At 72.2% G+C, this 15,650-nt stretch carries 13 protein-coding genes; 5 read left to right on the top strand and 8 right to left on the bottom strand.

From position 1 onward, the window contains the following. Window positions 1-114: 114 nt before the first annotated feature. Entirely contained in the window at window positions 115-753 is a 639-nt protein-coding gene (locus Phou_RS17010) for a hypothetical protein (RefSeq protein WP_173056918.1), read from the top strand. A gap of 1,313 nt (window positions 754-2,066) precedes the next feature. After that, the gene (locus Phou_RS17015) at window positions 2,067-2,717 is read left to right on the top strand and encodes a hypothetical protein (RefSeq protein WP_173056919.1); all 651 of its coding nucleotides are present in this window, start codon (window positions 2,067-2,069) and stop codon (window positions 2,715-2,717) included. A gap of 70 nt (window positions 2,718-2,787) precedes the next feature. Here Phou_RS17015 and Phou_RS17020 read toward each other — a convergent pair whose 3' ends face one another. Further along, window positions 2,788-3,051: a hypothetical protein gene (locus Phou_RS17020; protein WP_173056920.1), complete on the bottom strand. Its 264-nt coding sequence runs from the start codon at window positions 3,049-3,051 to the stop codon at window positions 2,788-2,790. Between the two features lie 700 nt (window positions 3,052-3,751). Here Phou_RS17020 and Phou_RS17025 point away from each other — a divergent pair. After that, entirely contained in the window at window positions 3,752-4,294 is a 543-nt protein-coding gene (locus tag Phou_RS17025; protein WP_173056921.1) for a P-loop NTPase family protein, read from the top strand. Here the strand turns inward: Phou_RS17025 and Phou_RS17030 are convergent. The 5 genes from Phou_RS17030 to Phou_RS17050 form a co-directional block, all read right to left on the bottom strand. After that, entirely contained in the window at window positions 4,270-5,658 is a 1,389-nt protein-coding gene (locus tag Phou_RS17030; protein WP_173056922.1) for a hypothetical protein, read from the bottom strand. The genes Phou_RS17025 and Phou_RS17030 overlap by 25 nt on opposite strands. Window positions 5,659-5,702: 44 nt before the next feature. After that, window positions 5,703-6,413, bottom strand: a complete 711-nt coding sequence (locus Phou_RS17035; RefSeq protein ID WP_173056923.1) for a YqeB family protein — start codon at window positions 6,411-6,413, stop codon at window positions 5,703-5,705. Window positions 6,414-6,568: 155 nt separating this feature from the next. Further along, window positions 6,569-9,319 carry a cellulose binding domain-containing protein gene (locus tag Phou_RS17040; RefSeq protein ID WP_173056924.1) on the bottom strand — a complete coding sequence of 917 codons (2,751 nt, stop codon included), beginning with the start codon at window positions 9,317-9,319 and terminating at the stop codon, window positions 6,569-6,571. Between the two features lie 192 nt (window positions 9,320-9,511). Next, complete coding sequence (locus Phou_RS17045; RefSeq protein ID WP_173056925.1) at window positions 9,512-10,066, bottom strand: LURP-one-related family protein; 555 nt, start codon at window positions 10,064-10,066, stop codon at window positions 9,512-9,514. Window positions 10,067-10,109: 43 nt separating this feature from the next. Next, window positions 10,110-10,991, bottom strand: a complete 882-nt coding sequence (locus Phou_RS17050; protein ID WP_173056926.1) for a LysR family transcriptional regulator — start codon at window positions 10,989-10,991, stop codon at window positions 10,110-10,112. A gap of 116 nt (window positions 10,992-11,107) precedes the next feature. On the opposite strand from Phou_RS17050, the gene metE reads away from it, so the two are divergent. Beyond that, the gene (metE, locus tag Phou_RS17055; RefSeq protein WP_246273595.1) at window positions 11,108-13,261 is read left to right on the top strand and encodes a 5-methyltetrahydropteroyltriglutamate--homocysteine S-methyltransferase; all 2,154 of its coding nucleotides are present in this window, start codon (window positions 11,108-11,110) and stop codon (window positions 13,259-13,261) included. Here the strand turns inward: metE and Phou_RS17060 are convergent. After that, window positions 13,258-14,460 carry a cysteine desulfurase-like protein gene (locus tag Phou_RS17060; protein WP_173056928.1) on the bottom strand — a complete coding sequence of 401 codons (1,203 nt, stop codon included), beginning with the start codon at window positions 14,458-14,460 and terminating at the stop codon, window positions 13,258-13,260. The two genes, metE and Phou_RS17060, sit on opposite strands and share 4 nt — an antisense overlap. Before the next feature lie 30 nt (window positions 14,461-14,490). Between Phou_RS17060 and Phou_RS17065 the strand changes: the two genes are divergently transcribed. After that, complete coding sequence (locus tag Phou_RS17065; RefSeq protein ID WP_173056929.1) at window positions 14,491-15,033, top strand: GNAT family N-acetyltransferase; 543 nt, start codon at window positions 14,491-14,493, stop codon at window positions 15,031-15,033. Here the strand turns inward: Phou_RS17065 and Phou_RS17070 are convergent. Further along, window positions 14,981-15,583 carry a dihydrofolate reductase family protein gene (locus tag Phou_RS17070; protein WP_173056930.1) on the bottom strand — a complete coding sequence of 201 codons (603 nt, stop codon included), beginning with the start codon at window positions 15,581-15,583 and terminating at the stop codon, window positions 14,981-14,983. The genes Phou_RS17065 and Phou_RS17070 overlap by 53 nt on opposite strands. Between the last annotated feature and the right edge of the window lie 67 nt (window positions 15,584-15,650).

Genomic DNA, 15,650 nt, shown 5'->3' on the forward strand with positions numbered 1-15,650 from the left:
TCGCGGCGGCGCCGACCGGCGCCGCATGGCGCGGCGGCATCGGAGTATGCCAGTGCCTGCAGGGTGCCGTTGAGGGCTGGTAGGGCCGGCTGGTTGCGCCTATGCTCCGGAAACGTGTCTAGCGTCGGCGGGGGGCCGGGCGCGGGTCCGCGAGGGCTCCGCGCCCGTATTGTCGCTGTTCCACTGCGGTGGCTCGGCCTGAGCGCCGGCGCCGCCGCCCTCGCCGCGTCGGGCCTGTTCGGCGGGCTGGAGACCGTCGAAGAGCCCGAAGTGCCCGCCGCCAAAATCCACGAGCTGAGCAAGGGCGAGCCGTGGAACGTCACGGTCGACGGCGGCCGCCTCGTCGGCGACGGCCTCCCAGGCCTCCGCCTGACAAACCCCGCCAACCGCTGGGTGGTCGTGCTCGCCACGGTCGAGGTCACCGCAAACGAGAGCCGCAACGACACCGACGACATCATTGACATCTCGGGCGTCGAGGGCTTGGTGGAAAAGCCGGACTATCCCCGCCTCGAACCCCAGTACGTCATCGGACTGCGCGACGGCACCCACGTCAACTACCTCCAGCCGTCGATGCCGGAGAAGCTCGCGTTCTTCTACGAGCAGGAGAGCACCGCCCCGGTACCCACCGAGGTGACGGTGACAATCAACCAGAAGACCTATCGCGTGGACACGCTGACCAACAGCAAGGAGTGGAAGGACCTCGAACCCCGCGCCGAGCTGACAGTGCCCATCGAGGACAGGCGCGGCAAGTGACCACGCCACCCGAGCACCCCGACCAGGACCAGCCCGCCAACGGCTGGCCCCCGCCAGGCAGCGCGCCGCCCGAGGGCTGGCCTACGGCAGCGGGCGCGGCCGGACCGGGATCGGGCGGCTGGCCAGGGCACCCCACCCCGCCGCACGCCGGCGCCCCCGCTCCCGCCAACTGGCCCGCGGCCGGCACACCCGCCTGGCCCGGCCCGATCCCGCCCGGCCCCGCGGCGCCGCCGTCCGCGCCTGGTCCCGCGATGCCGCCGTCCGCGCCCGGTCCCGCGATGCCGCCGTCCGCGCCCGGTCCCGCGATGCCGCCGCCCGCGCCCGGTCCCGCGATGCCGCCGCCCGCGCCCGGTCCCGCGATGCCGCCGCCCGCGCCCGGTCCCGCGATGCCGCCGCCAGCGCCGGGTGCCGCTATGCCCACACCTGGCGCCTGGCCCGGCGCGAGCCCACCGTCCAGCACGGTCCCGCCGCACGGCGCAGTCCCGCCCCACAGCGCGCTCCCATCGCATGGGCAGAGCCCATCGCACGGCACTGTGCCACCCGGCCAGATCCCACCGCCGCCGCACGGTGGTCCGCAGCCCGGCGAAGGCGCACCGCAAGGTGGGTGGCCTGCGCCCGCGCCGCCGCACGGTTGGTCCGCTTCCACGTCGCCGCCTCCGCCACAGGGCTGGCCCGCATCTGCGTCACCGCCCCCGCCACAGGGCTGGCCCGCCTCCACGTCGCAGCCCCCGCCGGGTGGCCGACCCGTGTCCCCGCCTCCGCCGGGTGGCTGGCCCGCATCCCCGCCCTCGTCCACCGGCTGGTCTGGTCCGGCACCGCAACCTCCGCCTGGCCCGGCACCTGGATACCCCGCACCTCCGCCGTCCGGAGTCGTGCCTGGACACCCCGTACCTTCCTCGCCCGGCGCCGCACCCGGACACCCCACACCTCCGCCGCCCGGCGCTATGCCTGGACACCCCGCGCCTACCCCACCCGGCGCCGCACCCGGACACCCCGCACCATCCCCACCCGGCGTCTCGCCTGGACACCCCGCACCTCCCTCGCCGGGTGGCTGGTCGGCGCCCGCGGCGGCCCCGCCGCCCGGTTCGCTTCCGCCACCACCGCCTCATGCCGGCTGGCCCGCGCCACAGGCGGCCGGTGCACAGCACGGCTCAGGGCCGCAGCCCGGTCCCGCCACCTCGCAGCCCGGTCCCGCAGCGCCGCCGGGCGGATGGGCTCCGCCCGCTGGTCTGCCGGCCGCGGGCGGTGCGGGCGCGGGCGGTGCAGGCGCGGGCGCGGCTGCTGGTCTGGGGGCTGCGGGGGTCGCGGGTGCGATGGCCGTCGACCCGGAGGAGGTCCGGCGTCATCGGGCGCCGCCGGGGAGGATCGAGCGGGCCGGGATGCGCGCGCGGGTTGGCATGCTCCTCATCGCCGCGCTGGCGGTCGGGGGCGTGGTGGCCAACTGGCGGCCCCTCAACGGAGATCGCGCGGACCTGCGTGAGCGGCCGTACATCGCGGTCGGTGAGGTGGGCGACTCCGTCTCGGCCCGCACGTTCGAGGCTGAGCTGGTCAGTATGCGCGGTGCGGGCCTGCTCGGGGTGGACGCCAAGCGCTACGAAACCGGCGGCGTGTGGCTCCTCGTCCGGGTGAAGATCACCGCTACCACCGAGGACACGCGGGTCGGATACGCGGCGCTCATCGACGACCGTGACCGTGAGTTTCTGGCGAGCACCAGGTGCACGCAGCCGCTCGCCCCCGGAGGGCGGACCTTCCAGCCGGGGGTGACGGTGGAGGGCGAGATCGCGGTCGAAGTGCCGCGCGATGTGGCCACCTCCATGCGGCTACGGTTGGCGGCCAACAGCTTGGAACATCGGATGGACGCCATGGCCGAGTTCTCGCTGCCCAAAGTGGACACCGCCAAGGTGGACGCGTGGGCCGCGCAGAAGGACGCGGTCATCATGGAGGCGGCGAAGGTGGCGTCGTGACACAGCCACCGCCGTCGCCGTCTCACCGGGCGCACGCTGACTCTGTGTGGGCGCCCCAGCAGGAAGCGTCTCAGGCCCGCGAGTCCGACACGGCGGTCATCCCCGCGGTCGAGCCCGACACCGCCGCCATCCAGGTCGACCCCAGCCAGGCGGACACGGCCGCGCACCCGCGGGTGGCCGACCGTAAGGCGCCGCCGCTGGGTCCCAAGCCGCCGGTCTTGCTCAACCCGCTGCCCCAGCCACCCCACGCGCCGGGCGAATACCCGAACGCGGGTCCGCACCAGCCTCCACAGGTGGCGCCGCGTTCACCCGTCACGAACGCGACGTCGGCCACCTCCGCTCTCCCTCCGCCACCAAAGCCGGTGGTGCCGCCCCGGCGTGCGGAGGAGCCAGCGGCGGGAGGAACGCCATCGGCCTGGGGTGCGACGCAGGAGACGCCCTCACCGTGGAGCGCACCCGTAGCGCCATCGGCCAGGACGGGCACACACCAGGCGGCCGCGCCCGAGGCACCAGCGCACCGCATGCCAACGCCACCGACGCCCCAGCCACCCGCACCGCAAGCACCCACACACCAGACACCAACGCACTGGGAACCCACACGCCCGGCACCAACGCCGCAGCCGGCCATGCCCCAGGCACCAACGCACCAGGCGTCAATGCCTCAGTCGCCTCCGTTCCAAGCGTTCGCACCCCAGATGCCGGCACCCCAACCGCCCGCGCCTCACACAGCCGCGCCTCACACAGCCGCGCCTCACACAGCCGCGCCTCACACAGCCGCAGCTCATGCGCTCACCTCGCAAGCGCCCGCCCCTCAGCCGCGCGCGCCGCAACCCGCTATGCCGCAGCAGGGCGCGCCGGTGGCGTTCGCGCCGCAAGGAACGCCGTTGGCGGCACCGCCCGGCCAGCCGGGCGTGGCGCACCCAGCGGCCCACGGGGCGGGGCAGCCGAACCAGATCCCGCCACCACAAAGCCTTCCGGGGCCGCACGGCTTTCCGCCGCCGGGACCACCGATACAGCCACCACCGGCGCCAGCGGTGGCGAGGCCCAAGGGGTGGTGGCGGCGCAACCTGTGGGGGCTGATCGCGATCCTGCCCGCGTTCGCCCTCGCCATCGGGCCGAGCGCCAAGGAAGGATTCGACAAGTACACCAGTGGGTACCCGCGCCAAGCGGTCCAGCCCAGCTCGGACGGCTGGGCTTCGTACGCCGGCGCGCGCGTCCGGCTCGTCACCTTCGAGCCGGCCATCTACCTGGAGAAGTACGACGGGGAGCTCTTCAGGCCGCAGGGTGGCACCAAGGTGTGGAAGGCCACCCTCGCCTTCGAAGCCGCCGACAGAAAGGCGCTCGCGGGCTGCGATCTCGTGCTGGAAGACACCGCAGGGCGCCTCTACAGCGTGAACCCAGACGAGCTGGACGGCACTCGCGCCGGCTACCCGTCCTGCACGCCGGACGAGGACGACCCATCGACCCCGTGGCAGGCCGAGATGTACTTCGTGACGTCCGGGTCGGCGCAGCCCTCGGCGGTACGCGTGGTGAACAGCCTGGAACTGCCGCTTTACGCCCGGCTGCCCACGTCCTGAGCGTCGCCTTCCGGCGCGGCCGCGGAGGCGGAGTCTGCCGGAGTCGCCGGCTGCAGCCGCAACACCCGGTCGACCGCTGCGGCCAGCAGGGTGGCCAGCAGCACCACGCCCACCGCGTCGTTGAAGATCGCCAGCGGGCCGACCACCGAGCGCCACACCTCGTCCAGGTCCTGTGGTCCGATGATCACCCGCTCGACCTCCCACAGCAGGTCGTTCGCCGTCTGCGCGGCGAGGAACGAGAGGCAGAAGAACAGCATCGGCGCCAGCCCGGCCTGCGCGAGCGTGCGCACCCCGTGCACCAGCGGCATGAATCGCTCGCGCAGGTCGGAGGTCGCGTTGGCACCCACGACGCGGACGGGCTTGGGCAGTGCGTTCCACCGTTTGCTTGCCCGCTGCAACAGTTCGGAGCCGGACGGCGCGGGCGGCGCGAGCCTGTGCCCGTACACGACGGCGCCCACGGCGAGCCACGCCAGCGGTACCACGATCACGGTGTCGGCCGACGCGATCGCGCCCACCAACCAGTCACCGGCACCCCGCACGAGGCCGGTGAGCGGGCCGAGCGCCTCGACGAAACGGTCCCACAGCTCGAGCAGCCACTTGACGACCTTGCGCTCGCGCAGCCAACTGGTCACCGGGTCGCGAACCTGGTTGAGCGCGGCGACCGAGACGATGATCCAGATGACCTCGACGTACGCGCCGAGGATGCCCAGCACGGGCCACCTGCGGCCGGCGCGGAAGGTGTTGAGTAGCCAGCGCAACACGATCGCCACCACGATCACCGAGATCAGGGCGATCGAGGTGTTGAACGGCAGCCGGTCATCGAGCTCCCGACTGAGGACGGTCGGATCGTCGAACACCCGCGGGTCGTTGAAGGACGCGTCGTACAGCACGTCGTACACGTAGCCGGAAAAGTCGTCCTGCAGGTAGCCCCACGAGGCGTACACCGCGAGGAACGGGACGAGCGCGCTCGCCAGGTGGTCCATCAGCGTGGGCGGGCGGCGTGGGGCATCGCCGGACTCGTCGGGCAGCGGGTCGGCGGTGGCGGCCGCCAGCCAGGGCAGCGAGGGGCGCACCACCCGCAGCATCAGGACCAGCGAGATCAGCGTGACGACCGGGCCGAGAATTATGATCATCACGCCGAGCACGCCGCTGAGCTTGCTGGCCTGCACCGCGCCGATCGAGATGAACACCTTCGCGGCCGCGCCGGCGAAGTAGAGCGCGAAGAGCACCGGCCAGTGCCGCCACAGCAGCCGCGCGGAAGAGGCCAGCACGGCGCCCGTCTCGACGACGGCGCTCGTGAACGTGCGGTAGCGACGCGGCCGCGGTGGCAGCGGCTGCGACGCCACTCCCCCCGTGGCGGTCACGGGGCACAGGCTAGCCGAGCCGCCCCAAACCGGATACCCCCTGCTCAGCCACCGGTCGGGTGGGTGCGCCGCCAGTACTGCCGCTTCGCTTCCTCGCGCACGACGACGCCCAGCTTGCCGAGCTCGCCCCGCAGCTCGACGGCGTCGGATTTGTCGCCCTTCTCCAGCGCCTTCGCCCGCGCCTTGAGCAGCGCGTCGGCGCTCCCCGGCAGCGCCGGGTCGTCCGGCACCCACCGGCGGAACTCGTCCCGGTACGGGTCGCCCGCCGCCGCCCACGGGTACCCGTGCGCGAGGAAGCCGTCCCGCATCGCGTCAGCGCCGAGGTCGAAGCCCTCCCGGGCCAGTTCCTCGGCATCCCGCCCGAGCAGCACGAGCTGCTTGCCGTCGATGAAGACCGTCTGTACCACGCTGCGGTTGATCTGTCGGGTGCTGTCACCCCGGCGGAGGGTGACGTCGCCGTCGGTGATCCGCACGACGAGCATCTCCATCGCGCCCATGACGGCGAGCACGAGACCCACCACCGCGCCCACCGCGAGGCTGACGATCGTGGCCAGCGGCTCGTTGTCGGCGACCGAGGCGACGAGCTCGAAAAGACCGTCGAACGGCACCCACGGCAGCTCGGCGAGCCACCCGGCGAGCGCCTGCAGCAGCCAGCCCGCGCCGGCGCCGGCGAGCGGCAGGCCCACCCACATCAGGCCCACCGCCCACGCCGGTTCCGAGACCACCGTCTCGTGCCGCTGATACACCGCGTCCATGCGCTCAGCCTGCCCAGTAGCGGAGCACACCCGCGTCTATCCCCGGTCGCCCGGCCCTTCGCCTTTCGTCTAAGAAGTGGGCGCTCGGCGCCGCGATCAAGCTGACCTGGTGGGCGCTCGCCGCCGAGATCAACGGTGGCGAGCGCCCACGTCGATCAGCTCACCGAGCAGGCTGAGCCGTTGAGGGTGAACGCCGTCGGCCGGGCGTTGGTGCCCGTCCAGCTGGCGATGAAGCCGAACGTCGCCGACCCGTTGGGCGCGATCGTGCCGTTCCACGCCTCGTTTCGCACGGTCACCGTGGCGCCGCTCTGCGTCCGCGTGGCGCCCCAGATCTGCGAGATCTGCTGGCCATTGGCGAACGACCACACCAGGGACCAGCCGTTGACCGCCTGGGTACCGGTGTTGGTGATCTTCACGTCACCCTGGAAGCCGCCGCCCCACTGACCCGTGATCGCGTACGTCACGGCACAACCGCTCCCCGTCGGCGGCCCAGACGTGGGCGGCGTGGTCGGCGGTGTCGTGGGAGGGGTGGTCGGAGGCGTCGTGGGCGGCGTCGTGGGCGGTGTGGTCGGAGGCGTCGTAGGCGGTGTCGTAGGCGGAGTGGTCGGGGTGCCCCCGGTGCGGTCGGCGTAGAGGATGCCTCGCCCGTTGGTACCCAGGTACACCCGCCCGTAGATGCGCGGGTCGCCGGCGAGTGCCTCGCCCATGTTGCCGTACTGGTGCGCGTTGTCGTTGATCCGCAGCCAGGTGCCGGCGGTGTCGTCGGACCGGTACACGCCCTTGACTCCGTCCACGGTGCCGACGATGAAGAGCGCCTGGTACGACTGGCCTGGCGCGGCCCGCCCGTACGCGACGTTGACCGCCTCGGTGACGTTGGAAATCTTGGTGAAGCTCGTCCCCGAGTTGGTCGACCGGAACAGGCCGGTGCTGCCGGCCAGCCAGATGTCACCCTCCCGCCCCGGCACCGGCTTGAACTTCACACCCGTCGTGGGCAGCCCGGTGGCCGCCGCGGTAAACGACTGCCCGCCGTTCGTGCTGACGTAGAAGGTGCCGTTGCTGACGCCGTAGAACTTGTTGGAGTTGACCCGGTCGGCCTCCACCACCGCGTTCGCCGGGATGCCCGACGCCGCGGTCCAGCTGTTGCCGTATCCCACGGTGTAGTGCACCTGGATGCCGGCGTCACCCGGCGCCCACACGAAGCGGCTGCCGTTGGCGGCCGCCGCCACCGTGCCGCCGGAGTTGATCCCGCCCGGCTCGGTGCCCTGGAACCAGTTGGCACCACCGTCCGTGGAGAACGCGACGTGGCTGTCGTTCGGCCGGTCGGAGTCGGTGAAGTTGCCGGACCGCACCATGATGCTCGGGTTGGTCTCGGCGTAGTCGAGGCTCGTCGTGCTCGTGAAGTACGGCTGCTGGAACATCATCGCCGGCACGGCGTCCAGGTTGGTGTGCCGGAAGCCGCCGATGTCACCGAGGCCGCTCACCAGCGAGGCGCCCGACGGCGGGCTGATCAGGTCGAGTACCGCCGTCTCCTCGAGCCCGCGCACCATCGGCCGTATCGTGACCGTGCTGCCGGTGTCCCAGTTCTTGAGGTTGGTGGCCCCGTAGATCGTGGCGCCGGTGCCGTACATGAAGCGGTTGCCGTCGAACGGGTCGATCTCGACGGAGCCGTTCATCCAGCCCAGCTTCGGCGTCTCCTCCGGCGGCTGGGGATTGGCGCCGAGCGAAAGCCACGGCACCGAGGAGATGTCCATCGTGTACCGCTTCGAGCGGTTGGGGTACGACGTCCAGTCCCAGATCCGCGTCCACGTGGTACCGCCGTCGGTGCTGCGGAAGAAGATCGCATCCGGCCACCAGGAGATCTGCGTGGCTACCATGATCGTGTTCGGGTTGGTGCGGTCGATCGTGAGGCCGCTGTACCCGAAGTAGTCGTCGGCGCTGCTCGACGGGATCGGGCTGATCTGGGTCCACGCGCCGGTCGCGGTGTTGTACTTCCACACGTCGCCCTTGGCACCGTCGTACGGGCCGCCGGTGTCACTCGTCGCGATGTAGAGGAAGCCGCCGGTCGTGTCCAGCACGCCCTTGTGCGCGATGTACCCGGTCGGCTGGCCAGCGACCCGCTCCCACGTCGTGCCGCCGTTGGTGGTGCGGTACACCGTGTTCTGCTTGTCCGCGACGCCCACGTAGATGGTCTGCGTCGCGTTGCCGGCGGTGCCCGTCCGCTTGTCGAACGTCACCCACACGACGCCCTGGTTGTCGCCCTGGTACACGTCACCGGGCACGGCGACGTAGTTGCCGGCGTTCGGGAAGTTGGTGACCTTCGCCCAGGTCGCGCCGAAGTCGGTGCTGCGCCACAGGCCGTTTCCGCTGGGCGCGCCGAGGTAGAGCGTGCTGTTGCGGTTGGGGTCGACGGCCAGCCGCTCGCCCATGCCGCGGCCGGGCATGTTGCCGCCGAGCTTGAACGGCAGCGCCGTCTCGGCCCAGGTGTTGCCCTTGTCGGTGGAGCGCAGGATCGCGCCGTTGTTGGGGTCCCAGTCGTTCGTGTACATGCCCGCGGCCACGTACACCCGGTTGGTCTGCACCGGGTCGGTCGCCATGCTGACGACGCCGTTGTACCCCCACCGGTCCCAGCCGTACTTGTCCAGCAGCGGGATCCACGACTGGCCACTCTGGTCCCACCGGTAAGCACCGCCGATGTCGGTGCGGGCGTAGATGAGGTTTCGCTCGGTCGGGTTGAAGACGATGCCCGGCACGTACCCGCCGCCGTCGATCCGCACGTTCTTCCAGTTGTACGGGTCGGAGGCGGCGGCGGACGCGGGCGTGGAGGTGCTCACGGCCACCTGGGTAACGACGGCCACCGCACCGGCGGCCAGGACGGAGGCGAGAGCGCCGGCGATGCTTCTTCGCATGTGTGTGCTCCTTGAGGAACCAAGCGTTTGCCTGGGCAAACGGAAACCGCACGCTGTGTCCACAAGGGAGGCGTGCGACGTCGAAGAGGAAGCTGCCCAGGCTTCCGCCGGCTCCGCCGCAGAGATTCACACAGGCGACAGATGACTGTCAATAGTTTGGCGTGCCAACTAAGGCATCGCAGGAAGACTCGCTTAGCGGTTCGCGATCGCGTCCAGTGCGACAGCGACGGCGATGACCACCCGGCGGTCCAGGTTCGGGTCGGGCACGGTGATCGTGAACTTGTCCCGCACGCTCCAGCTCTTCGCGACCGTGAAGGCTTCCCCGCCGCCCGCGCGGGTGAACTCGAACTGGTATGGCAGCCAGAAGAGGTCGGCGCTGAACTTGCGCAGCGTGGAGACGGTCGAGCTGCTCTCCTTGCCGCTCACCGGCGGCAGTCCGGGCTGCTCCACGACCCACACGGTCTTACCGGACGCCTTGCGGAATTCGCCCAGCGGCACGCCACCCCCGTCGGTCACCGTGTACGCCGCGCCGGCCGCCTGGAAGCTCAGCACCGGCTGCCGCCGGCTGTCGTCGGCGTAGAGCATCGCGCCGCGCTTGTAGTCCGCGCGCTTCTGCTCGGTCACCGCGACGACGCCACCCTCGGCGCCGTCCGCTCCGACGGCGTGCACCTCGTACCGGTTTTCCGACATGCGCACGCTCTGCCGGACCACGAACTCCCGCACCCCTTGCAGCTGCTGCAGATCCATGGGCGTCAGTGTCCCAAGAAAAGTCCGGCAAATACCAAAAGTGCTACGGCACCCGCAGGATCTGGCGGGCCGCCTGCACCAGCGCCATCACCTCGGCCGACGCCTGCTCCGGCGACCACACGAGGCCGTACGTCATCCGCAGGTCGCCGGCGTCGATCGGGACAAAATGCACATCCGGGCGGCGTACCGTCTCGACAAGCAGGTGCGGCGCGGCCAGCAGACCGCGTCCGGCGGCGACAAGGTCGAGGGCCGCCGGAAGGTCGTCGAGGTCGCCCACCACGGCCGGCGACCGCAGGCGGGCGGCGAGGGCGTGCCACACGCTGCCCGGCGGGCGCAGGCGCGGCAGGAGGACCGAGGGCAGCTGGTCGAGGCCGAGGCGGGTCGCGGTCGCCAGCCGGCTCCGCGCCGGCACGGCCACGTGCGTCACGGGTACGTGGAACCGCGCGGTCATCGCCACCCCGCCCGGAAAGGGCGTGCTCATGAACGCGGCCGCGGCACCGCCCCGCGCCAGCTCGGCGGTCGCCGCATTCCAGCCGGCACGGCGCAGCTCGACGTCGATCGCCGGCGAACGGTCCGCCAGCCGCCGCACCACGCGGGCGGCGAGCGCGCCGACGAGCGGGCAATAAGCCAGCCTGATGGGCTGCCCGGCCGGCTCGGCGAGGCGGGCCGCCTCGGTCGCGAACGCGGCGGCGTGCTCCAGCATGGCCTCCGCGTACGGCAGGAGCACCTTGCCCTCGTCGGAGAGCGCGACCTCGCGGCTTGTCCGCTCGAAGAGGCGGATGCCCAGCGTGCGCTCGAGGCGGGCGACGGCCTGGCTGACCGCCGGCTGGGTCATGCCGAGCGCGGCCGCGGCCCGGGAGAAGCTCAGGTGCTCGGCCACCCGCACGAAGCAGGCGATCTCGCGCGGCGGCGGTCCCGGGTCCACACCCCAGTATGGCCATCCGCTGTGCTGGTTGCGCTCGCTCCGCTCGCTGGGCGCCGGGCTATAAGCAGCGGCTATAGACGGCCCAGAAGGCCCGCGCCATGGGCAGGATCGCTCGCGTGCTGACGCATTCGACAATCCTCGGGTACCCACGGATCGGACCGCGCCGCGAGCTGAAGCGGGCGCTGGAGGCGTACTGGGACGGGCGGCTCGGCCGCGCGGACCTCGACCGGGTGGGCGCCGACCTGCGCGCCGACACCTGGCGCCGGCTCGCCGCGCTCGGGCTCGGCTCGCTGCCCTCCAACACCTTCTCCGAGTACGACCACGTGCTGGACACCGCGGTCCTGCTCGACGCCGTGCCGGAACGCTACCGGGCGGCCGCCGACTCGTACGTGGCGATGGCGCGGGGCGCCGACGGCCTCCCGCCGCTGCGGATGACCAAGTGGTTCGACACCAACTACCACTATCTGGTGCCGGAGATCGGCGCCGATACGCCGCTGCGGCTGGCCGGCGACAAGCCCATCCGGGAGGTACGCGAGGCGCGTGCTCTCGGCTACGAGACCAGGCCGGTGCTGGTGGGTCCGGTGACGTTCCTGCTGCTGTCCGAGCCCGCTCCCGGCAGCCCGTCCCCGCTTTCACGCCTGGACGACGCCGTCGACGCGTACGCCGACCTGCTCGCCGCGATCGCCGCCGAGGGCGTGCAGTGGGTGCAGCTCGACGAGCCCGCGCTGGTCACCGGCGTTGGCGTGGCCGAGGCGCGTCGGGCGTACGACCGGCTCGGCGCGCTCACCGACCGGCCGAAGCTGCTCGTCGCGTCGTACTTCGGCGAGCTGGGCGAGGCGCTGCCCGCGCTCGCCGCCACCGGCGTCGAGGCGATCGGCCTCGACCTCGTCCGCGGCGGCCCGGTCGACCCGGCCGCGCTGGGCGGCAAGACGCTGGTGGCCGGCGTGGTCTCCGGCCGGGACGTGTGGCGCACAGACCTCGACGCCGCGCTGTACGAGCTGTCCCGCTACCCGGACGTCGTGGTGAGCACCTCCTGCTCGCTGCTGCACGTGCCGTACGACCTGGCGGCCGAGACCGACCTCGACCCGGCCCTGCGCGAGCGGCTGGCGTTCGCCGACCAGAAGGTCGCCGAGGTCGTGGCGCTCGCCGACCGCCTGGCGCGGGGCGGCGCGGGCGTGGCGCCGGTGGCCACCCCGTCCCCGCCGACGCCCGCGTCCACCATGGACAGCCGGGCGCCGTACCCGGAGCGGGCCGCATCGCAGGCCGTCCACCTTGGACTGCCGGAGCTGCCGGTGACGACCATCGGTTCGTTTCCGCAGACCGACGAGCTGCGCGCCGCCCGGGCCGCGCTGGCCGCCGGGACGCTCGACAAGCCGGGGTACGAGCGGCTGATCGAGGCGGAGATCGAGCGGGTGATCCGGCTGCAGGAGCGGCTCGGCATCGACGTGCTCGTGCACGGCGAGCCGGAACGCAACGACATGGTGCAGTACTTCGCCGAACACCTCGAAGGCTTCGCCACGACGCGCTTCGGCTGGGTGCAGTCGTACGGCTCCCGCTGCACCCGCCCGCCGATCATCCACGGCGACGTGCGCCGGGCCGCGCCGATCACCGTGCGCTGGACCCGGTTCGCCCAGTCGCTCACCGACCGGCCGGTCAAGGGCATGCTCACCGGCCCTGTGACGATCGTGGCCTGGTCCTTCGTGCGGCGGGACATCCCGCTGCGCGAGGTGGTCACCCAGGTCGCCGAGGCGGTACGCGAGGAGGTGCGCGACCTCGCCGCCGCCGGTACGTCGATCATCCAGGTGGACGAGCCGGCGCTGCGCGAACTGCTCCCGCTGCGCGCCGAGCGCCAGGACGAGTACCTGGGGTGGGCGGTCGCGGCGTACCGGCACGCCACCTCCAGCGCCGGCGACCACACCCAGATACACACCCACCTGTGCTACTCGAACGCGAACGAGGTCGTCGCCGCGATCGACGGGCTGGACGCCGACGTCACCACCATCGAGTCGGCCCGGTCCGGCGGGCGCATCCTCGGCGAGCTGGACGGCTTCGGGCGCGGGCTCGGCCCGGGCGTGTACGACATCCACTCGCCCCGCGTGCCCGGCGCCGAGGAGGTCGGCGACCTGCTCGACGCGGTGCTCAAGGTGGTGCCCGTGGAGCGGGTCTGGGTCAACCCGGACTGCGGCCTCAAGACGCGGACGTACCCGCAGGTGGAGGCCGCGCTGGCCAACCTCGTGACCGCCGCGCGGGAACGCCGCCCGAGAAACTAGGCCAGCGACGCGACGCCATCCAGGAGGCGGTCGACGTCGGTGCGGTCGTTGTAGTGGACGAGCCCGGCCCGCACCGCGCTGCCCGCCTCCCGGATGCCGAGCGCCGCGGTGACCTCCCAGGCGTAGTTGTGCCCATCCCACACGTTCACCCGCTGCTCGGCGAGGTGGCTGGAAACCTCGCGCGGCGTGCGTCCCGCGACGGTGAAGTACGCCGTCGCGGTGCGCCGCGCCGCCTTGCCGTACACGGTGACGTGCGGCATCGCGGCGAGGCCGCCCAGCAGGTCGGCGAAGAGCTCCAGCTCGTACGCCTCGGCCGCGGCCAGCGAGGCCAGCAGCCGCTCCCGGCGCGTGCCGGTGGCGGTCGGGTCGAGCCCGGCCAGATGGTCGACGGCGGCGACCACGCCCGCGAAGTCGGCGAAGGGCGACGTGCCGGTCTCGAACCGCCCCGGCACGTCGTCGGAGGAGGACGCGAGCTTGTCCGGGATCAGCGCGTCGAGCCGGGCCGGGTCGCCGACCACCGCGCCGACGTGCGGGCCGGACCACTTGTACGCGCTCGTGGCGTAGAAGTCGGCGCCGAGCGCGGCCGCGTCGGTGGGCCCGTGCGCGCTGGCGTGCACCCCGTCGACGTAGGTGACCGCCCCGGCCGCCCGCGCCTTCGCGGTGATCGCCGGCACGTCCGGCCGGGTACCGAGCACGTTGCTCGCCGCGGTGACCGCGACAAGCCGGGTGCGCTCGCCGATCAGCCCGTCGTACTGGTCCACGCCCAGCTCGCCGCTCGCGACGTCCACCTCGGCCCAGCGCACCGTCGCGCCGGCGCGGGCGGCCACCTGTACCCACGGCCGCACGTTGGCGTCGTGGTCGAGCCGGGACAGCACCACCTCGTCGCCCTCCCGCCAGTTCCTGGACAGCGCGTACGCCAGCCGGTACGTGAGGGTGGTCATGTTCGGCCCGAGGATCACACCCTCCGGCACCCCGCCCACAAGGTCGGCGACCGCGGCCCGGGCCTCGGCGACGATCGTGTCGGAGCGGTGGCTGGCCGGAAACGCCCCGCCCACGTTGCCGATCCCGCGGCGGTACGCGGAGGCGATCGCCTCGATCACCGCCTCGGGCACCTGGGTACCGGCGGCGCCGTCGAGGTAGGCGTATCCGTCGGAAAGGGCGGGATAGGTGGCGCGGACCACACTCACGTCGTAGGCCATGCCACCAGTCTGCCCCGGGAAGATCTTCTTATGAACATCCGTTCCGCGAGCCCGGCCGACCTCGACGCGGTGGCCGAGATCTACGGGCACTACGTCGAGCACTCGGTCGCCACCTTCGACATGGCCCCGCTGACCGTCGAGCAGTGGGCCGCCAAGCTGGCCGACCTCAGCGAGCGCGACCTGCCCTTTCTGGTGGCCGACGAAGGCGCCGGACCGATCGGCTTCGCGTACGCGGGACCGTGGCGGCCCAAGCCCGCGTACCGGCACACCGTCGAGGACACGATCTACCTCGCACCGGGGCACACCGGCAAGGGGCTCGGCGCCGCGCTGCTCACCGAACTGCTCGCCCGGTGCGAGGCGGCCGGCGTACGGCAGGTGGTGGCGGTGATCGCGGACACCGGCAGTGACGCCTCCGCCGCCTTGCACCGCCGGATGGGGTTCACCGACGCCGGCCGGCTGGCCGGCGTCGGTCGGAAGCACGGACGCTGGGTCGACACGCTGCTCATGCAGCGTGACCTGACTACTTCCGCACCACCCGGTACGCCAGGTGGGTCACACCCTTCCCCTGCGTGACGAAGGTCGGCCCTTCCAGCGTCACCGGCCCGTCCTTGATCTGGCCGAGCAGCGGGATACCGGTGCCGAGGAAGACCGGCACGAGGTCGACGTGCACCTCGTCCAGCAGGCCGGCGTCGAAGCACTGCCGGGCGATCTCGCCGCCGTTGACGCCGACGTCCTTGTCGCCGGCGATCTCCCTGGCCTTGGCGATCGCGTCCTCGATACCGGTGGTGACGAAGACGAAGTTTTCGTCGTCTTCGGGACGGTCGTCGGGCCGCTTGTGGGTCACCACCACCACGGTCTTGTCCATCGGGTGCCGGCCGCCCCATCCACTGGTGATGTCGTAGAGGCGCCGACCGCAGACGAGCACCCCCATCCGCTCGAGCAGCCCGCGCAGATGCTCGGCGCTGGCTTCGGAGACCTTGAATGTCATGTCCGGAAAGCCCGTGGGGACCTCGACGTCGCCCGCGCTGTACCACGCGAAGAGGTGGTCGAAGCCGTCGGTGTGGTTGGGCCCGGCGATGAAGCCGTCGAGGGACATCGTCGCACCGGTCGTGATCTTGCTCATCGTCTCGCTCCTTGGTCGTCTCCAGGTCCTTCTATCAACGCGTCGACCGGCCCCGCGTGGATTCGAC

Source organism: Phytohabitans houttuyneae (genome assembly GCF_011764425.1).
Lineage (GTDB): Bacteria > Actinomycetota > Actinomycetes > Mycobacteriales > Micromonosporaceae > Phytohabitans > Phytohabitans houttuyneae.